The organism is Desertimonas flava (assembly GCF_003426815.1).
Taxonomy (GTDB): domain Bacteria; phylum Actinomycetota; class Acidimicrobiia; order Acidimicrobiales; family Ilumatobacteraceae; genus Desertimonas; species Desertimonas flava.
Genome location: NZ_QKYK01000023.1, coordinates 40,238 through 61,837 on the forward strand (window position 1 = coordinate 40,238; position 21,600 = coordinate 61,837).

The 21,600-nt window shown below is 71.4% G+C and carries 20 protein-coding genes; 11 read left to right on the forward strand and 9 right to left on the reverse strand.

The features are described from left to right. Genes DN771_RS21210 through DN771_RS21220 form a run of 3 tightly spaced genes read right to left on the reverse strand, consistent with a single transcriptional unit; the run spans nt 1 to nt 1,739 of the window. A complete protein-coding gene (locus tag DN771_RS21210) occupies nt 1-393 on the reverse strand; it encodes a pyridoxamine 5'-phosphate oxidase family protein (RefSeq protein ID WP_116999562.1) in 393 nt (130 codons plus the stop codon). 51 nt (nt 394-444) lie between these two features. Continuing rightward, on the reverse strand, nt 445-1,296 hold the full coding sequence (locus DN771_RS21215; RefSeq protein WP_116999563.1) for a fructosamine kinase family protein: 852 nt from the start codon (nt 1,294-1,296) through the stop codon (nt 445-447). Beyond that, nucleotides 1,293-1,739, reverse strand: a complete 447-nt coding sequence (locus DN771_RS21220) for a low molecular weight protein-tyrosine-phosphatase (RefSeq protein ID WP_116999564.1) — start codon at nt 1,737-1,739, stop codon at nt 1,293-1,295. Before DN771_RS21220 ends, DN771_RS21215 begins: the two co-directional genes overlap by 4 nt. A 136-nt stretch (nt 1,740-1,875) precedes the next feature. Here DN771_RS21220 and DN771_RS21225 point away from each other — a divergent pair, with 136 nt between their 5' ends. From DN771_RS21225 to DN771_RS21235, 3 genes are all read left to right on the forward strand, one after another. Beyond that, entirely contained in the window at nt 1,876-3,408 is a 1,533-nt protein-coding gene (locus DN771_RS21225) for a 13E12 repeat family protein (protein WP_116999565.1), read from the forward strand. An 87-nt stretch (nt 3,409-3,495) separates the two neighbouring features. Then, the gene (locus DN771_RS21230) at nt 3,496-4,188 is read left to right on the forward strand and encodes an AzlC family ABC transporter permease (protein ID WP_116999566.1); all 693 of its coding nucleotides are present in this window, start codon (nt 3,496-3,498) and stop codon (nt 4,186-4,188) included. Beyond that, nucleotides 4,185-4,484, forward strand: coding sequence for an AzlD domain-containing protein (locus tag DN771_RS21235; RefSeq protein ID WP_116999567.1), 300 nt, complete (start codon nt 4,185-4,187; stop codon nt 4,482-4,484). Before DN771_RS21230 ends, DN771_RS21235 begins: the two co-directional genes overlap by 4 nt. Nucleotides 4,485-4,497: 13 nt before the next feature. Here DN771_RS21235 and galT read toward each other — a convergent pair whose 3' ends face one another. Both galT and DN771_RS21245 read right to left on the reverse strand, forming a co-directional pair. After that, a complete protein-coding gene (gene galT, locus DN771_RS21240) occupies nt 4,498-5,472 on the reverse strand; it encodes a galactose-1-phosphate uridylyltransferase (protein WP_227462428.1) in 975 nt (324 codons plus the stop codon). Nucleotides 5,473-5,550: 78 nt separating this feature from the next. Next, a complete protein-coding gene (locus DN771_RS21245; RefSeq protein ID WP_227462429.1) occupies nt 5,551-6,297 on the reverse strand; it encodes a class I SAM-dependent methyltransferase in 747 nt (248 codons plus the stop codon). Between the two features lie 49 nt (nt 6,298-6,346). On the opposite strand from DN771_RS21245, the gene DN771_RS21250 reads away from it, so the two are divergent. Further along, the gene (locus DN771_RS21250) at nt 6,347-7,492 is read left to right on the forward strand and encodes a cysteine desulfurase family protein (RefSeq protein WP_227462430.1); all 1,146 of its coding nucleotides are present in this window, start codon (nt 6,347-6,349) and stop codon (nt 7,490-7,492) included. 5 nt (nt 7,493-7,497) lie between these two features. Next, on the forward strand, nt 7,498-8,538 hold the full coding sequence (gene mnmA / locus DN771_RS21255; protein WP_227462431.1) for a tRNA 2-thiouridine(34) synthase MnmA: 1,041 nt from the start codon (nt 7,498-7,500) through the stop codon (nt 8,536-8,538). Nucleotides 8,539-8,615: 77 nt separating this feature from the next. Here the strand turns inward: mnmA and DN771_RS21260 are convergent, their stop codons facing one another. After that, nucleotides 8,616-9,557 carry a hypothetical protein gene (locus tag DN771_RS21260; protein WP_116999570.1) on the reverse strand — a complete coding sequence of 314 codons (942 nt, stop codon included), beginning with the start codon at nt 9,555-9,557 and terminating at the stop codon, nt 8,616-8,618. A 157-nt stretch (nt 9,558-9,714) separates the two neighbouring features. Between DN771_RS21260 and DN771_RS21265 the strand changes: the two genes are divergently transcribed. Together DN771_RS21265 and ligA are read left to right on the forward strand one after the other, a co-directional pair. Then, entirely contained in the window at nt 9,715-10,761 is a 1,047-nt protein-coding gene (locus DN771_RS21265; RefSeq protein WP_116999571.1) for a uroporphyrinogen decarboxylase/cobalamine-independent methonine synthase family protein, read from the forward strand. A 25-nt stretch (nt 10,762-10,786) separates the two neighbouring features. Next, a complete protein-coding gene (gene ligA, locus DN771_RS21270; protein ID WP_116999572.1) occupies nt 10,787-12,886 on the forward strand; it encodes an NAD-dependent DNA ligase LigA in 2,100 nt (699 codons plus the stop codon). Between the two features lie 106 nt (nt 12,887-12,992). Here ligA and DN771_RS21275 read toward each other — a convergent pair whose 3' ends face one another. Continuing rightward, a complete protein-coding gene (locus DN771_RS21275; protein ID WP_162942223.1) occupies nt 12,993-13,616 on the reverse strand; it encodes a hypothetical protein in 624 nt (207 codons plus the stop codon). Nucleotides 13,617-13,770: 154 nt separating this feature from the next. On the opposite strand from DN771_RS21275, the gene DN771_RS21280 reads away from it, so the two are divergent. The 3 genes from DN771_RS21280 (at nt 13,771) to DN771_RS21290 (ending at nt 17,823) form a co-directional block, all read left to right on the forward strand. Continuing rightward, the gene (locus DN771_RS21280; protein ID WP_116999574.1) at nt 13,771-16,341 is read left to right on the forward strand and encodes a PASTA domain-containing protein; all 2,571 of its coding nucleotides are present in this window, start codon (nt 13,771-13,773) and stop codon (nt 16,339-16,341) included. Nucleotides 16,342-16,469: 128 nt separating this feature from the next. Next, nucleotides 16,470-17,354: an SDR family oxidoreductase gene (locus DN771_RS21285; RefSeq protein WP_116999575.1), complete on the forward strand. Its 885-nt coding sequence runs from the start codon at nt 16,470-16,472 to the stop codon at nt 17,352-17,354. 64 nt (nt 17,355-17,418) lie between these two features. Next, complete coding sequence (locus tag DN771_RS21290; protein ID WP_162942224.1) at nt 17,419-17,823, forward strand: SCP2 sterol-binding domain-containing protein; 405 nt, start codon at nt 17,419-17,421, stop codon at nt 17,821-17,823. Here DN771_RS21290 and DN771_RS21295 read toward each other — a convergent pair. Next, entirely contained in the window at nt 17,813-18,616 is an 804-nt protein-coding gene (locus tag DN771_RS21295; RefSeq protein WP_193615396.1) for a GNAT family N-acetyltransferase, read from the reverse strand. The two genes, DN771_RS21290 and DN771_RS21295, sit on opposite strands and share 11 nt — an antisense overlap. Next, on the reverse strand, nt 18,609-19,823 hold the full coding sequence (locus DN771_RS21300) for a hypothetical protein (RefSeq protein WP_116999577.1): 1,215 nt from the start codon (nt 19,821-19,823) through the stop codon (nt 18,609-18,611). Before DN771_RS21300 ends, DN771_RS21295 begins: the two co-directional genes overlap by 8 nt. 87 nt (nt 19,824-19,910) lie before the next feature. Between DN771_RS21300 and serA the strand changes: the two genes are divergently transcribed. Next, nucleotides 19,911-21,503: a phosphoglycerate dehydrogenase gene (gene serA, locus DN771_RS21305; protein WP_116999578.1), complete on the forward strand. Its 1,593-nt coding sequence runs from the start codon at nt 19,911-19,913 to the stop codon at nt 21,501-21,503. Nucleotides 21,504-21,600 lie beyond the last annotated feature (97 nt).

Consider the following 21,600-nt stretch of genomic DNA (forward strand, 5'->3'; position numbering starts at 1 on the left):
TCAGCCGGTCCGGCCGAGGACGCGGTCGACAGTGATCTCGATGGCCACCCGGTCGGGGCGGTCGCCGGGCTGGCGGTAGCGGGCGGCGTACCCGGCGACGGCTGCCGCGACGCCGTCGCTGTCGGTGACGAGCCGGGCCGGCCCCTCCAGGGTGAGCCACCGGCCGCCGTCGACCTGGGACACGGCAGCGCGGCCGCCACGTGCGGCGTTGCGCGCCTTCTGGCTCGGGGCGAACGTGATGACCCGGGCGACGCCGGCCTCCCGATCGAAGCTGAACCCGACGGCGACCACGTGCGGCGACCCGTCGGCACGCAGGGTGGTGAGTGTGGCGAGGTGGGACTCGGTGAGGAAGGCGAGGTCGGCGTCGGTGAGGTCGGCAACGGTGCGCGTCATCCCGAGATCATGCCGCGCCGGCGGCCGGCCACCGTGTTCGTCACGCCTGCGTCAGGCGTAGCGGCGCAGCGCGGCGAGGGCGGCGGCCCCGTACGAGCCTCCGAACTTGACGGCGTGCACCAGCAGCGGCGGGAGCTGATACCACGGCACCCGATCGCGCCAGCCGTCGCTCAGCGGGAAGGCCTCGTCGTACGCCGCGAACACGCAGTCGCCGAACCCGCCGAAGAGCTGCATCATCGCCAGATCGAGCTCGCGGTGCCCCCAGTGCGCCGCTGGGTCGATGAGCCAACTGCGACCGTGCGCATCGATCAGCCGGTTCCCGGCCCACAGATCGCCGTGCACCAGCGCCGGCGGTTCCGCCGGGCCGCAGAGCTCCGCCGCCCGGGGAGCGAGACGGTCCACGAGGTCCCGGGCTGCTGCATCGAGTCGACCAGAGGCGATCGCCGTCTCGGTGAGCGGCATGACACGGCGGTGAAAGAAGAGCTCGACCCACGTGGAGGTCGGCGTGAGGTCGACGGGCTGGGAACCGAGGAATCCCGCCGGTGCGCCGTCGACGGCCCCGAACGTGTCATGGGTCGTGCGGTGGAGGGCGGCGAGCTCGGCCCCGAACTCGCGCTCGGTGCCGGCCGACCTCGGTCCCGGCTCGATCCATTCCAGGACGAGACCGGCCGGGGACTCGCGGACGACCTCCGGCACTCGTGCTGCGCCTGCGGCTCGCAGCGCGCGTAGGCCGGCCGCCTCGCGCTCGAAGAGGCCGGGGCTGGGATCCGGGTGCCACTTGAGGAACAGCGGGCCGCTCGTCGTGTCGAGGCGGAACGCCCGGGCGACGTCGCCGCCCGACAGGAGAGTGGCCGACGCGATCTCGATGCCCGCGGTGAGGTCGGCGGGCAGCGGACTCGTCATGCCGGTTCGGCGGCGGTGGCGATCCGGTCGAGCAGCTCGCCGCACTGCTCCTCGAGTTGGTCCCACATCTCGGCGTAGGCCGACGGCGGATGTCCCCACGGGTCGGCGACGGCGGGCTCGAGCGTGACGATGCGGCCGAGGTCGGCACCCGCAGGGGCCATCCGCTCGAGGTTCCGGGCCGTCGACCCGTCCACCGCCACGAGGAGATCGAACTGCCGGAAGTCGCCGTCGGTCACCTGCCGGGCCCGGTGGTCGATCGGCACCCCACGCCGCCTCGCCTCGGCGAGGGTGTGCTGATGCGGCGTCTCGCCGATGTGGTAGTCGGAGGTACCCGCCGAGTCGACCTCGACCGCCACGCCACGGTCGGCGGCGAGGGCGGCGAACACCGCCTCGGCGGCAGGGGAGCGGCAGATGTTGCCGAGGCAGACGAACAGCACTCGCATGATTCACAGCATGCCAGCGGTCGTCGGGCGATCTCACCGGTGCGCCATCGCCACGCGGTCGTGCGCGGGAGGAAAATCACAAAATGACCGTACATGTGTGTCACATCTAGTGTGAGCATTCGGCTACAGTGTGCAGATGGGAACCAGCGTGCTCGACGAGATCCGTGAAGATCTCCGCGATACGGAGCTGGCCGGACATATCAGGGAATGTATCAGGGAATCGGCGCCGCTCGGCACGCCGACGGCAACGGCGTTCTTCGACCAGGCCGATTGGTTCGCCGAGCACGTCGCGTCCCGGGCGTCAGAGTTGGCCGAACATCTAAATGAACGTGGTTTCACGACATTCTTTGCTGCTCTCGAACGGGTCCGCCGATCGCTCGAAGCGGCGTCGGCCGTCGCCTTCAACGCCGTCGCCGAACGCGAGGTGCACCTCGTCGAGGGCCACCGCTCACCCCAGGCGTTCCTGCAGGGCTCCGTCAACCTCTCCAACCGGGAACGCGCAGAACGCCAGCAGATCGCCGCCCTCGTCGAGTTCTGTCCCCGAGCCGGCGACCTGCTCGCCGACGGCACCCTCCCGGTTGGGCACGCCCATGCCTTGGGTCAGTTGGTCGTCAACGACCGCATCTCTCGAGACGAACTGACGGCGGTGATGCCGGCGTTCTTGATGACCGCCAACCTCACGCCGCACGACGTGTACGCCAGGCGCGTCCGGTCGTGGGGCCGCTGCCACGATCAGGACGGCTCACCACCGGATCCCGACGTGACGCACCGGCGGCGCAACGTCAGGCTGTCGAACGTCCTGGACATGTTCGTGCTGGAAGGCCGCTTCGGGGCAGTGCAAGGGGCCAAGCTGGAGGCGATCCTCAGGGCCTTCGAGGACATCGAGTTCGACCGCGACTGGCAGGCGGCCAAGGTGGTCCACGGCGACGACACCTGCGTCGCCCACCTCGCCCGGACCCCGCAGCAACGCCGCGCCGACGCCTTGGAGGCCATCTTCCTCGCGGCGATCGGGCAGGGCACCGCCAAGGACGTCGAGATCATCGTCAACATCGTCACCGATGCCACCACCTTCTCGCAGGCCGCCGCCCGAGCCGCAGGGGCCGCGCGGGCTGCACAGACCGCCGCGCCAACCGACTCCGACAGCAGCGCAGGCGACTACAGCTGCTCGCCGGCGGACGACCAGCCAGCCATCGACGACACGACCGATGGCGACGACGGCGACACGGTGCCGTCGCCATCGGCGGTCACGGCGCAGCGGCGGTTCTGTCACACCAGCGATGGTGTCGACATCGGTCCGCTGTACGCCGTGCAGGCTGCGCTCGACGGCTACTTCCGCGCCCTGCTCGTGGGCGACGACGGGGTGATCATCAATCAGGGTCGCAAGCGGCGCTTCTTCGATGGCAACGCTCGGGTCGCTGCCCGGCTGCAGGCCGGCCTCGACCAGCTCCACCGATGTAGCTCGCCCGGATGCCGGGCCCGCCCACGCCACATCGACCACGCCACCGAATGGGCCTCACCCGAACGCGGCCGTACCGACCTCGCCAACGCCAATCCCGACTGCGGCCACCACAACCTGTGGAAGACGAAGCACGGCTACCGCGTGCGCCGCGACGAGTACGGCAACCTCCGCACCTACCGGCCCGACGGCAGCGAACTCCGCCCCTACTGATCGCCGCGAGACCGGTCGGGGCCGTGGTGAGACATGGGTGAGAACTGGTGTGTGAGATCGGCCCGAGTCGTTGCAGACTGGCGGGCGATGACCCCCCACGACGCGGAACCGGTGGACCCCGCGCGGCGCCGGGAGATCGTCTCGGCCGTCCTCACCCTCGCCGCCGCCGTCGGTCTCGTCGGCCTGGTGTTCGGCGTCGGGTGCGTCGCCGCCGGCGCCAGCGTGACGCAGACGTGCGTGATGTCGCTCCTCGTGTTCACCGGCGCGTCGCAGTTCAGCCTCGTCAGCGAGGTGGCGTCGGGGAGCACCGGGGCGGCGGCGCTCGGCGGCGCCGTCCTGCTGTCGGCGCGCAACACCGTGTACGGCCTGGCGATGTCCCGCGTCGTCACCGGCTCGCTCGGCATCCGCCTGCTCGCCGCCCAACTGACGATCGACGAGTCCACCGCGGTCGCCGCCGCCCAACCCGATCCGGCGTCGCGGCGACTCGCCTTCTGGTTGACCGGCGGATCGATCTACGTCTTCTGGAACATCGCCACGCTCGTCGGCGCCCTCATCGGATCGGGTGTCGACATCCAGACATGGGGCCTCGACGTGGCGTTCCCGGCGGCGTTCGTGGCGATGCTCGCGCCGCACCTGCGCACCCGTCGCGGCCTGGTCGCGGGCCTGTTGGGCGCGGTCATCTGCCTCAGCCTCATCCCGCTCACCCCGGCCGGCGTGCCCGTGTTGTGCGCCGCGGCGGCGATCCTCATCGGCCTCGAGCACCCGGGGGCGGCGCGATGACGTGGGGACTGATCCTGGTCCTGGCCGCCGTGGCGTTCGGCTTCAAGGTGCTCGGCCTGGTGATCATCGGGTCACGACGGCTGCCGGCACCACTCGAGCGATGCCTGGCGCTCGTCCCCGCCGCCCTGCTCACCGCGCTGATCGCCAAGGACACGTTCTCGACGGGTCAGGACCTCGTGCTCGACGAGCGGGCCGCCGGCATCGCGGTCGCGGTGATCGCGGCGTGGCGCAAGGCTCCGTTCGTCGTCGTCGTGGTCCTCGCCGCCGCGACGACCGCCTTGCTCCGTCAGCTGTAGCGCCGCCGGCGCGTCAGGCGGTGGCGCGGACGCTGCGCAGGCTCTCGGCGGCCGACTCGGGATCGACGACGTTGATCATCACGCCGGTGCCCCGCTCGAACCCGGCCTGCGTGACGAGGTTGGGCCACAGGTGCACGTGCCAGTGGTACTCGCCGGCGTGCTCGTGGGGCGCGCTGTGCACGCCGAGGTTGAACGACACGTCGCCGAGCGCCGAGTTGAGCTGACCGACGGCGTCGCGGATGGCGACACCCATGGCGTCGAGGCTGCGGTCATCGGCATGCTGCAGGTGGCCCTCGTGGCGACGCGGCATCAGCAGCAGCTCGTAGGGGGCGCCGCTCCAGAACGGGGCGACGGCGACAACGTCGTCGTTGGCGAACACGACTCGTTCGCCGGTGGTCTCCTCGGCCTCGATGGTGGTGCAGATGACGCAGCCACCGGCGAAGCGGGCGAACGCGCGCTCCTCGTCGAGCATCTCGGTGGGCACGAACGGCAGACCGAGGATCTGGGCGTGCGGGTGCGCCAGCGACGCGCCCGCTTCGCGGCCGTGGTTGACGATGACCTGGGTGTACCGGACACCGGTGGCCCCGGCGTGGTCGGCAAGGCGGCGCTTGAGCGCCTGCATCATCGCTGCCGCGTGGTGATCGCTGAGGTACTGGAGGCCCGACTGGTGATCGGGCGTGTAGATGAACACCTCGTGGATGCCCGTCGCGTCGGCGGTGACGTGCACCGGGCCGACGTGGTGGACCACGAATCCGGTGTCGCCGTAGAACGCCGGGTAGATGTTCGGCACGACGCGCATCTGCCAGTGGCCGCCCTCGTCGACGGTCTCGAGGGCCGGCAGTGTCGCTTCCTCGTTGCCCGGGCAGAACGGGCACGGCCGCCCCGGATCGGTCTCGAGGGCGTGATCGCGTGGCGCGAAGTCGTTGGGCCGCGCGGCTCGGTCGGAAACGATAGTCACCCACCGGCCGTTGAGCGGATTGAGCCGCATCTGTCTCACAGTGCTGTTCAGGATACGTCGGTTACCCACCGGTAGGGGCGATTACCGGTGCACGAGTTCACGAGCGCCTCACGCCGGCCGGCGGTAGACGCTCACGTGGCGCGGGCTGGCGTCGGGGTCGAACGGTTCGCCGGCGACGTCCTCGAGGCGCCGGTCGAGCGACAGGCCGGCGTCGGCGGCGAACGTGTCCAGCTCGTCGGGCGTCGAGTACCGCAACGAATAGGGGCGGAGGCGGACCGGCTCACCGTCGCGGAGCTCGACGTGCTGGCCGTCCACGGTTTGGCGCAGCGGGTCGGTCATCGTGACCGACAGCACCACGCTCGACGCCGTCATCGACCGCAGCGCCACGTCGGAGCCGGCGCGAGGAGGATCGGACGGGACGAAGGCCTCCACCACGAACGCCCCGCCCGGCGCGAGCACTCCGGCCACCGCCGAGAAGCACGCTGCCTGGCGGGCCGGGTCGGTGAGCATGAACAGCGAGTTGTAGGCCACCAGCACGACGTCGAACGGCCCGGGGGGCATGGCGTCGACCATGTCGCCGATGACGACCGTGACGAGGCCCTCGGGATCGTTGGCGGCGAGGACGGCCAGCATGTCGGGGCTGATGTCGACCCCGGTGACGAGATGGCCGCGGCGGGCGAGCGGGAGAGCGAGGCGGCCGGTGCCGACGGCGAGCTCGAGCACGCGCAGCGGCCGCGCCGGGACCAGCGACTCGAGGAGCGTCACCGTGTCGGTGACGCTGCTGACGCCCTCGTACCACTCGTCGTACACGTCGGCGAACCCCTCGCCGTACGACATTGCGTCATACCCCTTCACGCCCGCCATTCTGCTGGCCCGGGCGGCGGCGGGCATAGCCTGGATCGCCGTGGAGCGGTCCCTCGTCTACCTCGATCATGCGGCGACGACGCCGATGCGCGCGTCCGCGGTCGAGGCGATGCTGCCGTTCCTCACCGAGCGGTTCGCCAATCCGAGCGGGTCGTACCGCTTCGCCCACGACGCCAGGCGAGCCGTCGACGAGGCGCGGGACGCCATCGCCGCCGTCATCGGCTGCCGCCCGGGCGAGATCGTGTTCACCGGCAGCGGCACCGAGGCCGACAACACCGTCATCGCCGGCGGCGCCGTCGGAATGTGGCCGGTGTGCCCGGCCGCCGAGCACCACGCCGTGCTCCACGCGGTCGAGCGGGCGGGAGGGACGGTCGTCGCCGTCGATGCCACTGGCGCTGTCGATCTCGACGCCCTGCGCGGTGCGTTGTCCGACGACACCAGCGTCGTGTCGGTGATGGCGGTCAACAACGAGGTCGGCACCATCACCGATCTGGCTGCCGTCGCCCAGGTCGTCCGCGAGTCGTCGCCGGGCGCCCTGGTCCACACCGACGCCGTCCAGGCCGCGCCGTGGCTCGATCTCCGACATCTGTGGCCGCACGTCGATGCCCTCTCGCTGAGTGCCCACAAGTTCGGCGGGCCCAAGGGCGCCGGCGTCATGGTGCTGCGCGAGGGAACCCGGGTGCCGCCGCTGCTCGTCGGAGGCGGCCAGGAGCGTGACCGGCGCAGCGGCACCCACAACGTCGCCGGCATCGTCGCCACGGCCACGGCTCTCGTCGAGACCGACCACACCCGCGACGCCGATGCGGCCGCCGTGCGTGCTCGTCGAGACCGGCTGGTCGCCGAGCTCGTCGCCTTGGGTGGCGTCCACGAGACCGTCGCGCCCGACCGCAAGGTGGCCGGCGCCGCTCACATCTGCGTCGAGGGTGTGGAGAGCGAGGCGCTGCTGTTCCTCCTCGACGAAGCCGGCGTCTGTGCGTCGGCCGCGTCGGCGTGCGCTGCCGGGGCGATGGAGCCGTCGCACGTCCTGGCGGCGATGGGTGTCGACCGTGCCCTGTCTCGCGGTGCGTTGCGGCTCACGCTCGGCCACACCACCACCGACGCCGACATCGATCGCGCCGTGGACGTGATGTCCGACGCCGTCGTCCGCCTGCGGCGCACCCCGACGCTGGCGAGGACGCCGTCGTGAAGGTCATGGTGGCCATGAGCGGGGGAGTGGACTCCTCGGTCGCCGCCGCGCTGCTCGCGCGCGAGGGCCACGATGTCGTCGGCGTCACGATGCGGCTGTGGGGCGGCGAGAGCGACACCGGTTGCTGCAGCGTTTCGGACGTCGACGACGCGCGACGCAGTGCCGATCAGCTCGGCGTCGAGCACCTCGTGTTCAACTTCACCGAGGACTTCGACACCCACGTGGTCCGTCCGTACGTCGATGCCCACGCCAACTCGATCACGCCGAACCCCTGCATCGAGTGCAACCGGGCGGTGAAGTTCGCCCGCCTCGCCGAGCGCGCCGACCTGCTCGGCTTCGACGCCGTGGCCACCGGCCACCACGCCCGGATCACCGAGCACGGCGGGCGGTTCCGCCTCGAGCGCGGTGCCGACCCGGCCAAGGATCAGAGCTATGTCGTGCACATGCTCGACCAGGCGATGCTGGCCCGCACGCTCTTTCCGATCGGCGGGCTGCAGAAGTCGGCGGTGCGTGACATCGCGGCCGAGCTCGGCCTGCGCACGGCGGCCAAGCCGGACAGCCAGGACGTCTGCTTCATCACGTCGACCGGTGGGCGCACCCGGTTCCTCGGCACGCGGATCCCGTTCCATTCGGCCCGCGTCGTCGACACCGCCGGCACCGAGGTCGGCGCCGTCGAGGCGGTCGAGCTGGTGACGATCGGCCAGCGCAAGGGCGTCGGCCTTCCCGGCGGTGGCCCGAAGCGGTACGTCGTGGCCGTCGATCGGGAGGCGTCGACGGTCGTCGTCGGCGACGAGACCGATCTGCTCGACCCGGCGCTGCGCGCGGCGTCGGTCACGTGGACCGACCAGCCGTTCAGCGGAGCGGTCCTGGTGCAGACCAGCGCCCACGGCGAGCCTCGCCGCGCCACCATCGAGCCGCCATCGGCCGACGGCGACGTCGACGTGCGCTGGCACGAGCCCCAGCGGCGCGTGTCTCCTGGCCAGAGCGTCGTGTTCTACGACCCCACCGACACGTGCGTGCTCGGCGGCGGCATCGCCGCGCAGTAACGCGGCGGCGGCATCGCCGCGCAGTAACGCGGCGGCGGCATCGCCGCGCAGTAACGCGGCGCCCGGTCGCGGGCGAGTCAGGTGACGGGAAGGCCCCGGGCGGCGGCGGCGCGGAGGGCCGAGCCGGGGCGGGTGGGGGCCACGACCAGCGCCGTGAGGTGGATGGCCGTGCCGTTCGGTGAGCCGGGACGGGCGGCGAGGACGGCGGTCGCCGCCTCGTTCAGGCGCACTTCGATGGCGAGGCCGGGCGTCGGGCCGGTGAGGTCGGCGGCGTGCTGCGCGGCGATGCCACGGTCGTCCATGGCGATCGACTCGATCATCCGGCGATGCAGCATCAGGGTGTCGGCCAGGACCACGGGATCGTGGACCACCACACCGGCGGGCACGAGCACGAGCCACCGCCGCGAGAGTTGGTGCCACCGGATGGGGAGCAGCACGAGCCCCGCCGCGGCGACCACCAGCGCCGGGATCGCCAGCGGCCACACCCGCCCGGCGAGGGCGACCGGCGCGAGCACCACCGCCGTCGCCGTGATCAGCCACGTGGCGCCGGACGCCAGGACGTACCCGAACGGGGGTCGCAGGCCGAAGCGCAGCTCGTCGCCGTAGGCCGACGCCTGGAGGTACACGCGCCCGAACTCGGCCGAGGCGACGAGGCCGGTGCCGGCGATGGCCGGAGCGGCGAGGGCGATACCGGTGCCGGGGTCGGCACCGCCGGCGATCGCCGTCGCTGCCACGATCAGCGAGCCCGGGACGACGGTTCGCGCCAGCGTCAGGGTGAGCACGCCGGTGACGGCAAGGGCGGCGGCGCCGACGCCGAACCCGAGCCACGCCCCGGCGGTCCCCACCACCTGCACGGCTCGGCTGCGCTCCTCGAGGGCGTCGCCGACGGCGGCTCCGCCGGCGATGGCGACCACCAGCCAGGCGGCGCGGGCGAGCCAGACCGCGACGGTCGACGACAGCGGGACGCGGCGCCCCTGCTCGCCGCTCGTCAGGCGGGAGGTGGTGTCGGCGCCGGGCACGCCAGCGAATCTACGGTCCCTGGGTGGCCGCGGCGCGTTCCGTCCGTCACGTGCCCGGTCGTTTCCGGTAGTGCCCGAGCGGCGTGCGAGTGAGCAGAATGGTGGTACGAACGACAATCGACGCGCGAACACGGAGAAGCCTGGGCGGAGCGACGACATGGTGATTTCCGAGGTGGATCGGGGTGCTGCTGCGCTCTCGGGTCGTTCGTTGGCCCGCGGCGTGCCCCGGCTCGGGGATCTGCCGCCCGGCACCGCCACCGGCGTCGGATCGCTCCCTCACCGGTCGGCGGGTGAGGCGGTCCGCTTCGCGCTGCAGGAGTACGACGTGCCGGCGATCCCGTCGTTGCCCCGCCGCAGTCCGGCCGAGAGCATGATCGCCCAGGCGGTCGTGGGCATCAACGGCGTCACCGCCGGTCAGTACGGGAGCCTCGCCGTCGACGCCCGCAGCGTCGACCCGTGCGCCCCGGTGCTCACCGACCTCAGCGGCGACGGGTTCCGCAGCCTGCGGAGCTTCCTCCACCGCGCGGCCTCGTCGGGGTTCGAGGGCCCGGTCAAGTGGCAGTTCGTCGGTCCCGTCACGCTCGGTGTCGCCCTCACCCGTGCCGGCCTGCGGGACGAGCTGGCGTTCGCCGTGGCCGCCCGGGCGGTGCGCTCACACGTCTCGGCCGTGTCGGCGGCGGTCGCCTCGGCGCTGCCCCAGTCGCCGCAGATCATCGTCATCGACGAGCCGTGGATGGGCGGACTGATGGATCCGGGGTTCCCCATCGCGCCCGACCCGGCGATCGACATGCTGTCGAGCGCGATGGCGTCGGTGTCGGGCGTCGCCACCGTTGGTGTGCACTGCTGCGGTCGCGCCGACCTGGCCTCGTTGATCGCCGCCGGGCCCGACCTCGTGTCGATCCCCGCACACCCGTCGCTGTCGAGCGTGTCCGGGTACGTGGCCAGCTTCCTCGCCGACGGGGGACGGATCGCGTGGGGGGTCGTCCCGACCGACGGGCCGATGTTCCTGTCGGTCGAGCGGTCATGGCGGGCTCTTCGGCAGCTGTGGGACGCCATGGTAGAGCGTGGTGTCGATCCCGAGCTGTTGCGTGACCGCAGCCTGGTGACGCCGCACTGCGGGCTCGGCATGCACACCCCGACCGTCGCCGAGCGCGTGTGCGAGACGTCCCGCGCCGTCGGTCGCCGCATCGCCGACTGGGGCTGACCCCCCGCCCTGGCATAGTGGCCCCATGCCCGCAGACGCGCTCGACTCCGCTGCCGACACCACTGCCGACTCCACTGCCGATCCCGCCGCCGACGCAACTGCCGATCCCGCCGCCCGTCTCGTCGCCCTCGCCGAGCTCGTCGCCTACCACAACCGGCGCTACCACGAGCTCGACGACCCCGAGATCCCCGACGGTGACTTCGACGCCCTCGTCCGCGAGCTGCGCGCCCTGGCCGAGGCGCACCCCGAGGTCGAGTTCGACAACCCCCTGACCGCGTCGGTGGGCGGAACGCCGAGCACGATGTTCGCGCCGGTGCAGCACGCCGTGCCGATGACCAGCCTCGACAACGCGATGTCACGAGAGGAGCTCGAGGCGTGGGGCGCACGCGCCGCCAAGGGTCTCGACGGGGCGCCCGTGACCTACGTGTGCGAGCTGAAGATCGACGGGCTGGCGATGAGCATCCGTTACGAGCGGGGGAAGTACACGCAGGCGGCCACCCGGGGCGACGGCCGTGTGGGCGAGGATGTCACGGCGAACGTCGCCACGATCGCCGACATCCCCAAGTCGCTCCCGAAGGGTGCGCCGACCGTGCTCGAGGTGCGCGGCGAGGTGTACATGTCGGTCGCCAGCTTCGAGCGCCTCAACGCCGCGGCGGCTGCGGCCGGGGCCCCGGCGTTCGTCAATCCCCGCAACTCGGCGGCCGGCAGCCTGCGTCAGAAGGACCCGGCGATGACGGCGCAGCGCGAACTCTCGTTCTGGTCGTACCAGCTCGGCCAGGTGGAGGGCGCTCCCGAGCTGCCGTCGCACACGGCGTCGCTCGAGTACCTCGGGTCGCTGGGATTCCCCATCAACCCCGAGGTGCGCACGTTCACGTCCCTCGACGACGTGGTCACCCACTGCAAGTACTGGGAGGAGCACCGCCACGAGCTGGCCTACGAGATCGATGGTGTGGTGGTCAAGGTCGACGACGTCGAGCAACGGGCGCAGCTGGGCTTCACGTCGCGGGCGCCGCGATGGGCGATCGCCTACAAGTTCCCGCCCGAGGAGCGCACGACGCTGCTGCGCGACATCCAGGTGTCGATCGGCCGCACCGGCCGGGCGACGCCGTTCGCCGTGCTCGAGCCCGTGTTCGTCGGTGGTTCCACCGTCGGCATGGCCACGTTGCACAACGAGGACCAGGTGCGAGTCAAAGACGTCCGGCCCGGCGACACCGTCATCGTGCGCAAGGCCGGGGACGTGATCCCCGAGGTGGTCGGGCCGGTGCGGGCGATGCGCCCGGCCGACGCCTTGGAGTGGACGTTCCCTGCCGTCTGCCCGGCGTGCGGCGAGCCGTTCGTGCGGCCCGAGGGGGAGGCCGACACCAGGTGCGTCAACTCGGCGTGCCCGGCCCAACGCCACGCCAAGATCACCTACTTCGGTTCTCGCGGGGCGATGGACATCGAGGGCCTCGGAGAGCGCACCGTCGCCCAGCTCATCGGCGCCGGGCTCGTCAGCGACGCCGCCGACATCTACTCGCTCACCGAGGAGCAGCTGCTCACGCTCGACAAGGTCGGCACGGTCAGCGCCCGCAACCTGCTGGCCGCGATCGACGGTTCGCGCACGCGTCCGCTGCCCCGGCTGCTCACCGCCCTCGGGGTGCGCCACCTCGGCCCTGCTGCGTCGGGCGCCCTGGCCGCCGAGTTCGGCACGTTGGACGCTGTGATGGATGCCCCGGTCGAGCAACTCGCCGCGGTGTCCGGCGTCGGTGGGGCCATCGCCGAGGCGATCCACGACTGGTTCGGCATCGAGCACAACCGGGCGTTCATCGAGAAGCTGCGCGTCGCCGGCGTCGACTTCGGTCGTCCGGTCGAGCGAGCGGCGCCCGACCAGCCCCAGACGCTCGCCGGCAAGGCGGTCGTGGTGTCGGGAACGCTCGAGGGCTACACCCGTGAAGGCGCGGTGGAGGCGGTGGTCGCCCGCGGCGGCAAGAGCCCCGGCAGCGTGAGCGCCAAGACGTTCGCCCTGGTGGTCGGCGACAGCCCCGGCGCGTCGAAGGTGACGAAGGCCGAGCAGCACAACGTGCCCATCGTCTCCGGCACGGAGGCGTTCGAGCGCCTGCTCGAGACCGGCGAACTGCCGGCCTGACACTCAGTGCCGACAGCTCAGACGATGCTGCTGCGGGGGCTGCGCCCCCGGACCCCATCGCCGTCGGGCTCGCTGGCGCTCGCGCCGCCGGCCGTCCTCGCTTCGCTCAGACGATGTTGAACGTCCAGTTGTACTGGCGGAGGGTGCCGTCGACGATCTCGCCGTCGCGCTCCTCCCAGAAGCGCACGCGGACGTGGTGGTTGCCGACGGTCCACTCCTCGAAGCCGACGTCCTCGCCGGGCGTGAACGTCAGGGTGAAGTTGTTGGGGTCGTACACCACGCCGTCGCGGATGTCGACCTGCCCGCCCGTCACGACGTCCTCGCCGCGGTCGACGACGGCACGGGGACGCCACGTCTCGTACGTGACGTTGTCGATGGTCATCTCGCCGGCGTAGCCATCGATCAGGTCGACGACGACGTTGGCCTGGGCCGGGACCTGCACGGCATCGGGCACCGGGCTGATCGATTCGATCTGTTCGGGCAACTTGGTGACCTCGTCACCGGTGACCGAGCGGCTGATCCCGAATGCGATCAGGGCCACGCCGAGAGCGATGGCGAGGCTGGCGGCGACCAACTTCCAGTCGATCGGGCGGCGTCGGGCGAAGCGTCTGCGCCGCGCGGCGGGTGCGTGCGGCGTCCCTGCGGCCGGCACGAGGTCGTCGGCGGCGAGGCGATCCGGGCTGCCGTCGACGTCGCCACCATCGGCGCCGGGCTCGTGGACGATCGTCACGGCATCCATCATGCCTGGTCGCCAGCGCGTCGCCAACGACGATCGGCCGACCGGTAACCTGCGGACCGGCGGAGTCCGGTGAGCGCCGACCGGTCGCCCGAACCATCGTGGTCGGCGCCGTGACACCGCACCTGGATCAGTGCCAACAGACATCATGAGCAACGACGAAACGACATCTGGCCGCCGGACCGAGCAGGTCGGCGGGGCACCCCGCCGCCGCGGGCTCGAAGGGCGCATGATCGGTGGCCGTTACCAGGTCACCCAGACCGTCGCGGCCGGCGCCAACACGCTCATCGCCGACGCCCTCGACACGGAGCTCGGCCGGACCGTCACGATCAAGCTCGTGCGGCCCGAGCTGTCGGAGTCGGAGGCCTTTCGTCGCCGCTTCGGCAAGCGCATGGACGCCATGGCCGCCCTGTCGCACCCCAACCTCGCCGCCGTGTACGGCTGGGGCGAGGAACGCATCGGCAAGCGGGTCACGGTGTACGTGGTGGGGGAGTACCTCTCGGGCGGGAGCCTGCGCGATCTCTTCGACCGTCGCCGCAACCTGACGCCGTCACAGGCCCTGATGGTGGGGCTGGAAGCCTGCCGAGGCCTCGACTTCGCCCACCGCAAGGGCCTCATCCACACCGAGCTGACCCCGTCGAAGCTGGTGTTCGGCGACGACCGTCGTCTACGAATCGTCGACTTCGGGCTGGCCCGCATCCTCGGTGAGCAGGCGTGGAAGGATCCGTCGCAGCTCCCCACGCACGTCGCCCGCTACGCCTCGCCCGAGCAGGCCTTGGGCGAGAAGCCCGGCGATCGCTCCGACGTCTACTCCCTGGCGTTGATCCTCGTCGAGGCCGTGACGGGTCAGGCGCCGTTCCACGGAGACTCCACGGTCGCCACGCTGTCGGCCCGGGTCGGCAAGCTGATGCCGGTGTCGGCCGACCTCGGCCCCCTGGCCGCCGTCCTCGAACACGCCGGGCGGCCGGAGGCCCAAGAGCGCTTCAGCGCCTCGGAGTTCGGGCGAGCCCTCGTGCGCGCCGCAGAGCGGATGCCGCGGCCTACTCCGATCCCGATCCTGACCAAGACGTTGTTCGACGACCCGACGGTCCTGCGACGACCCAACGACCCCACCGGGGGACTGGTCCGCCCCGCCGATAGGCCCGAGCCGGCGCTGGTGCCGATCGTGCCGCCCGACGCCCGGCCCGGGGCCATCGAGCAGGCCGACATCGAGCAGGCCGACGCCGACGCCGCAGCCAACGAGCAGGCCGCAGGCAATGAGCACGTCGAGGACAACGATCAGGCCGCTCACGGCGAGCCGGCGCCCGGCGTCGAGGCGGCCACCCCGGCCGTGCCGGTGGCCCGCCGTGGCGTGCTCGCCGAGCCGGTCGACCAGGTCGAAGCGCCGGAGGCATCAGCGGCATCAGAGGTGTCGGAGGCATCAGAGGTGTCGGAGCCAACAGAGGTGTCGGAGGCGTCTGCCGACACCGAGGAGTCGCCGAGCCTCGCCCCGACCGATGAGCCGGCCGGCAGCATCGACCTGGCCGCCCTCGTCGAGCGCACCCCGAAGCTCCCGCCGGTGATCGACGACGGACCCGATGCCCTCGAACTGGGCAGCCGCCAGGAACGCAAGGCCGCCAAGGCCCGGGCGAAGGCCGCGGCCCGCGAGGCCAAGACCGCCGAGCGGGAGGCCAAAGCGGCCGCTCGCGAGGCGAAGGTCCGCGGCGACGACGCGCCGGCAGCGGCTCCGGTCCCGGCCGGGCTCGGCATCGCTCCCGTCTCCGAGTTCGGCGCGACGCCGCCGCCGGCGGTCGCCCCGGCACCCGAACCGCGCCGTCGGCGCGTGCTTTCGTTCCTCGTCGGACTGGTGCTGGTCGCCGCCCTCGCCGGGATCGGCTACGGCGCCTGGGTGCTGTTCCGCACGCCCACGCACGAGGTGCCGGACCTCACCGGACTCCCCGAGGACGAGGTGATCCGCGAGGTCCAGGACTTCGACTGGAACGTCGACTTCGACTCCGGCCGCAGCGACGACGTCGGTGTCGGCGAGGTCTTCCGCACCTCGCCCGAAGCGGGCAAGGATCTCGCCGAGGGATCGCCACTGGTGGTGTACGTCAGCGAAGGCCCCGAGTACCGCCAGCTCCCCGATCTCGCCGGCAACACGCTCGATGAGGCCCAACAGGCGTTGGAGGCCCTCCGCCTCGTGCCGGGAACGCCGTCCGAGGAGTACAGCGAGACCGCCGCCCCGGGCACCATCATCTCCTACGACGTCGCCGGCGGCGTCACCCCCGAAGGCGTGCTGCCCGGTACCACCGTCGACCTCGTCGTCTCACGCGGACCGCAGCCACGAACGGTGCCGAGCCTCACCGGGCTCACGCCCGAGGCCGCCACGCGGCTGCTCGAGCAGTTCGGACTCACGCTCGCCGTCGGCGAGCCGGTGTTCAGCAACGAGATGGAGGCCGCTCTGATCGCCACCCAGACGCCGGCGCCGGGTGAGCTGCTCGACCGTGGCGCGGCGGTGACGGCCGCGCCGTCGAAGGGCCCCGACCTGGTGGTGATGCCCGATCTGACCGGCATGAACCTGGCGCAGGCGCTGCAGGCACTGTCCGATGCCGGACTGCGCGGTTCTCTCGTGCTCGGGTCCTCGCAGGGCACGTTCTACTCGGCCACCGTCGGCGACCAGACCGTCGCGGCCGACGACCAGGTCCTGCGCGGCTCGGTCGTCAACCTGTTGATGTTCTGACCCGGCCGGTTGCGGGGGAGCGGCGGCGCAACGACTACGTTCGGCCGAGGTCCGCGACGGCAGCGTGGCCGGCCGGATGTCGGAAAGGACGAGATGATGCAGTGCAGAGTTGCGCGGGAAGGACTGCGATGAGTGGAGCCCTCGACGGTCGCGTCGCCATCATCACCGGGGCCGGCCGGGGCATCGGCCGAGAGCACGCCCTGCTGTTCGCGCGAGAGGGCGCCTCGGTGGTCGTCAACGACACCGGCGGCCGCAACGACGGCTCGGTGGACGAGTCGGGCGAACTGGCTCCGGCCGACGCGGTGGTCGAAGAGATCGTCGCGGCGGGAGGCGCGGCCGTCGCCAATCACGACGACATCGCCGACTGGGCCGGCGCCGAGGCACTCGTCCAGACGGCCATCGACGTGTTCGGCGGTCTCGACATCCTCGTCAACAACGCCGGCATCCTCCGCGACCGCCTGCTGGTCAACATGACCGAGGCCGAGTGGGACGACGTCGTGCGCGTGCACCTCAAGGGCCACTTCGCCCCGTCGCGGTTCGCCGCCGCCTACTGGCGCGAGGAGTCCAAGGCGGGGCGCGGCAAACCGCGTCACATCGTCAACACCTCGTCGACGTCGGGTCTGCTCGCCAACCCGGGTCAGACCAACTACGGCGCGGCGAAGTCGGGCATCGCCACGTTCACCCAGATCGCCGCCAAGGAGTTGGCTCGCTACGACGTGAAGGTCAACGCCATCGCGCCGGCGGCCCGCACCCGCCTGACGCTCGCCACCCCCGGCCTCGACGAGATCATGGAGGCGCGCGAAGGGGCGTTCGACGAGTGGGACCCGGCCAACATCGCCCCGCTCGTCGCCTACCTGTCGTCGACGGAGTGCCAGTTCACCGGTGAGGTCTTCTTCGTGCAGGGCGGGGTCGTCCGGCGCGTCCGATCGTGGGAGATGGCCGAGGAGGTCCGCTCCGACCGCACGTGGTCGGTCAGCGAACTCGCCAAGGCCCTCGCCGAGATCGCCAGCTGACGCCGCCTGCCCGCAGGGCCGCCCGGCTGACATGCGTCTCGGAGACGCCGACTACGGTGCGGGCATGACCCATGCATTCTTGTCCGACGAATGGATGACGGCCGCCCGGGAGATCCGCGAGAAGTACGGCAGCGGTGAGGCGGCGGGGCCGGCCATCAAGGTCAACCTCACCATCACGGGCGTGCCGTTCGGCGAGGGCACCGTGGAGAGTCACATCGACACCTCGACCGGCGCGGCCGAGATGGAGCTCGGCAAGCTCGACGACGCCGACGTCAGCCTGACGACCGATTACGACACCGCCAAGACGATCTTCGTCCTCCAGGATCAGGCGGCCGGCATGCAGGCGTTCATGACCGGCAAGGTGGTGGTGCAGGGCGACATGATGAAGCTGATGTCGCTCAACGCCACCTTGGCCGCGGCACCGAATGCCGCCGAGGTGAGCGAGGAGATCAAGGCGATCACCGCGTAGCGCGGTGGTCGCCGTCCTCGTCGGTGCCGGCGGGTAGGGCGACGACGTACTGGCCGTCACGGGTGAACGAGACCACCCGGGCACCGCTGGTGAGTGGACCGCCCAGTTCCTCGCGTAGCCGGAGGCGCCATTCGGCGGCAGCCGTCGGGTCGGTGCGGCGCAGCACCACGATGTCCTCGGGCGTCGGCACGGCCACGGCGCCGGGCGGGACCGCAGCGGCGACGCGCGGCTGCTCGTCGGGCCCGTCGGTGCGCCACGCGGCGAGCAGGCGATCGCTCGGATCGGTGCCGTTGAGGGCGTCGTTCATCTGCCCGTAGAAGTCGACGAGGTAGTCGTCGATCGTCGCGCCGAGCACGGCGATGTTGAACCAGGCGTTGCGGCGAACGAGCGGGTCGAACGTCCAGGTCACCCACGGGAGGTCGTGGTCGGCCGCCCAGTGTCGTTGGTGCAGCTTCATGTGCCGGCCGAGGCCGGTCTGGCGCACACCGGGCAGGATGCCGGTGATGTGGCTGTGCAGGGCCAGATCGCCGCGATGGCGACCGAGGAAGCCGAGCGAGCCGCCCACCATGCGATCGTGCTGGAACGCGCCGGCGACGTAACCGCCGGTGTGACCCATCGCCCGCAGCAGCTCGACGCCGACGATCGGCGTCACCGAGCCCCAGACCTGGTTGAACAACACGGTGAGGCGGCGCAGGTCGGCGGGATCCGAGAGCACTTTGATGTGGACGCGGTCGTCGGGGTCGTCGCGATCGTCGCTCGGGGAGGTGGGGAGAGATTCGGGGAGTTCAGTCATCGTCGTTCCCATCATGGCCGCGCAGCGCCCGTCGGTAGAGCACCCGGACGGCCAGCGCCCGCCGGAGCTCGGGCCCGACGTCGTCGGCGAACTCGTCGCGATAGGTCGCGTCGGTCGAGAGCACGACGGTGAAGTACATGCCTGTGAACGCTCCGAGGAAGGCCGAGACACGGAGCAGCGGCTCGGTGAGCACCAGGTCCCGGCCACCGAGATGGAACGTGGCGAACGTGTGCACGGCGGACTCGTCGAGCGCGGTCCAGCCGGCGATCGTGTCGAGGGGGATGGCGAGCACGCCGAACCCGACGAAGAACGCCGTCATCGCCACCGCCACCGCGGTGATCTGGATCCCCTGGGAGAAGAGCGCGACGAGGCCGATGTTGAGGCGTTGCCGCAATGCCGGCCGGTCCGGTTCCGGCGGGAGGTCGGGGTCGGGACCCACCGCCTCGTACAACGCCTGGCCGGCCTCCACGTCGGCCAGCGTCTCGACGTCGCGCCACGAGGCGAACGTGTTGAGCGACCGCATGAGCGTGGGCACCCTGGTCACCACGAACACGGCGCCGAAGAGGAAGAAGATGCCGAGGACGATCAGGTAGGCCGGCCCGACGAGGCGGCCGGCCATCTGCCACACCTCGGCGTTGATGAACAGGAACGTCATGAACAGCAGGAGCAGCGGCAGCGCGCGGAAGGCGACGTTGACGAACACACCCAGCAGGTCGCGGGTGTTCTCCGCCGCCCAGCGCACCAGCGCCGGAACGCCGTAGCTGGTGAGTGCCCAGACGAGGGCCAGCAGGCCGACGCCCTCGAGGATCGTCTGGATGCCGTCGCCCGGCTGGCCGAGGACGAAGGACGGGACGGCGGGCGTGAGGACCAGCACGGCGAGCTCCGCCGGCCCGATGGCCTCGGGACGGCCGAACGCCGGCTCGTGACGGATCAGGTTGGACACGACAAGCGTGACGGCGAGCACGGCGACGACGACGATGGCGACGAGCAGGTTGTGCTGCCACGTCCAGCGGCTGATGTCGAGGGCGTTGAGCCCGAGGAGCAGGTAGCCGACGATCAGCAGCGGCAGCGCCCGGCCCCAGATGTCCCACACCGACTCGTGCCGCTCGACGAAGTGGGGGAGGCCCCGTTGCACGAACCAGAGCTCCGCCTCGTCGAGTGCCGCGGCGATCGTGGCGTCGGCAGCGCGGGGAGTGGCGGGCGTCACGGCTGGTGACGGTAGTTGGGCACAGGGAGTGAACTTTGCGTCCAACCCGTTGTGACGAAGGTGAGTGGAGCGGTAAGGATTTCGGACATGGCCCGCATCCTCGTCACCGAAGAGATCGCCGACGGAGGCCTCGACCGGCTCCGCGCCGTCGGCCACACCGTGGACGTGCGTACCGGGCTGTCCGCCTCCGAATTGCTGACCGAGATCGTCGGTGCCCACGCCCTGATCATCCGCTCGGCCACCAACGTCGACCGGGCGGTCCTCGAGGCGGCCACCGATCTGCTCGTCGTCGGCCGAGCCGGCATCGGCCTCGACAACGTCGACGTCGAGGCGGCCACCGAGCGCGGCGTGATGGTCGTCAACGCCCCGCAGTCGAACATCGTGTCGGCGGCCGAACACACGATGGCCCTACTGCTCGCCCAGGCCCGCAACGTGGCCCAGGCCCACTCGGCACTGGTCGCCGGCCGCTGGGAGCGCAGCAAGTGGGAGGGCGTCGAGCTCGCCGACAAGACCCTCGGCATCGTCGGCCTCGGCCGCATCGGCAAGCTGGTCGCCGATCGCGCCCGCGGGTTCGGCATGCGCCTCGTCGCCTACGACCCGTTCGTGTCGGCCGAGAAGGCCCGCTCCGGCGGGGTCGAGCTGATGCCGCTCGATCAGGTCGTCGCCGAAGCCGACTTCCTCACGATCCACCTGCCCCGCACACCCGAAACCGTCGGTCTGATCGGTCGCGACCTGCTCCTCAAGGCCAAGCCGTCGCTGCGCGTCATCAACGTCGCCCGCGGTGGGATCGTGGACGAGGAGGCGCTCGCCGAGGCGATCCGCGACGGTGTGATCGCCGGCGCCGCGCTCGACGTGTTCGTGTCCGAGCCCACCACCGAGTCGCCGTTGTTCCAGCTGGACAGCGTGACGGTCACGCCGCACCTCGGGGCCAGCACCCGCGAGGCGCAGGACAAGGCGGGCGACACGATCGCCGACATGGTGCAGCTCGCCCTGGCCGGCGACTTCGTCCCATTCGCCGTCAACCTCGCCGCGGCCGAGGCCCACGAGTCGCTGCGTCCGTTCCTGCCCCTGGCCGAGCGGCTCGGGTCGCTGTTCGGCTCGCTCGTCGGCGCGGGTCTGGGCGGTGCCCAGGGTACTCGGTTGCCATCGTCGATCGAGATCGTGGTCGAGGGTGACATCGGCGCCCACGACAACCGCATCGTCGGCCTGTCGGTGCTCAAGGGCCTGTTCTCGGGCGTGTCGAGCGACCCCGTCACCTACGTCAACGCGCCGCAGCGGGCCAAGGAAGCCGGTCTCGACGTCCGCGAGGTGTCGTCCACGACGTCGGCCGACTACGTCAACCTGATCACCATCAAGGGTGGCGGCCACGAGATCGCCGGCACGCTCGCCGGTCGCCGCGGTGAGCAGCGGATCGTCCTCGTCGACGGGCACACGTTCGACGTCCCGCCCGCCGACGACATGGTGATGATCACCAACGACGACCGGCCCGGCGTGATCGGCACCGTCGGCACCATGCTCGGCGAAGCCGGCGTCAACATCGCCGACATGGACGTCGGCCGCAGCGAGACCGACGGCCTCGCCGTGATGCTCATCGCGCCGACGTCCGAGGTGGCGCCCGAGGTGCTCGACGCCCTCCGCGCCGCGCCTGGGATCGTCAGCGTGGCGTCGCTGACCAGCTGAGCGTCAGCGTGGCGTCGCTGACCAGCTGAGCGTCAGCGTGGCGTCGCTGACCAGCTGAGCGTCAGCGTGGCGTCGCTGACCAGCTGAGCGTCGCGTT

Coding starts and splice junctions, on each gene's coding strand:
- DN771_RS21230 (WP_116999566.1), top strand. CDS start 3,496: ATGACCCCCCACGACGCGGAACCGGTGGACCCCGCGCGGCGCCGGGAG.
- DN771_RS21280 (WP_116999574.1), top strand. CDS start 13,771: ATGAGCAACGACGAAACGACATCTGGCCGCCGGACCGAGCAGGTCGGC.
- galT (WP_227462428.1), bottom strand. CDS start 5,472: ATGCGGCTCAATCCGCTCAACGGCCGGTGGGTGACTATCGTTTCCGAC.
- DN771_RS21290 (WP_162942224.1), top strand. CDS start 17,419: ATGACCCATGCATTCTTGTCCGACGAATGGATGACGGCCGCCCGGGAG.
- DN771_RS21285 (WP_116999575.1), top strand. CDS start 16,470: ATGAGTGGAGCCCTCGACGGTCGCGTCGCCATCATCACCGGGGCCGGC.
- DN771_RS21265 (WP_116999571.1), top strand. CDS start 9,715: ATGGTGATTTCCGAGGTGGATCGGGGTGCTGCTGCGCTCTCGGGTCGT.
- DN771_RS21225 (WP_116999565.1), top strand. CDS start 1,876: ATGGGAACCAGCGTGCTCGACGAGATCCGTGAAGATCTCCGCGATACG.
- ligA (WP_116999572.1), top strand. CDS start 10,787: ATGCCCGCAGACGCGCTCGACTCCGCTGCCGACACCACTGCCGACTCC.
- DN771_RS21235 (WP_116999567.1), top strand. CDS start 4,185: ATGACGTGGGGACTGATCCTGGTCCTGGCCGCCGTGGCGTTCGGCTTC.
- mnmA (WP_227462431.1), top strand. CDS start 7,498: ATGGTGGCCATGAGCGGGGGAGTGGACTCCTCGGTCGCCGCCGCGCTG.
- DN771_RS21220 (WP_116999564.1), bottom strand. CDS start 1,739: ATGCGAGTGCTGTTCGTCTGCCTCGGCAACATCTGCCGCTCCCCTGCC.
- serA (WP_116999578.1), top strand. CDS start 19,911: ATGGCCCGCATCCTCGTCACCGAAGAGATCGCCGACGGAGGCCTCGAC.
- DN771_RS21215 (WP_116999563.1), bottom strand. CDS start 1,296: ATGACGAGTCCGCTGCCCGCCGACCTCACCGCGGGCATCGAGATCGCG.
- DN771_RS21210 (WP_116999562.1), bottom strand. CDS start 393: ATGACGCGCACCGTTGCCGACCTCACCGACGCCGACCTCGCCTTCCTC.
- DN771_RS21295 (WP_193615396.1), bottom strand. CDS start 18,616: ATGACTGAACTCCCCGAATCTCTCCCCACCTCCCCGAGCGACGATCGC.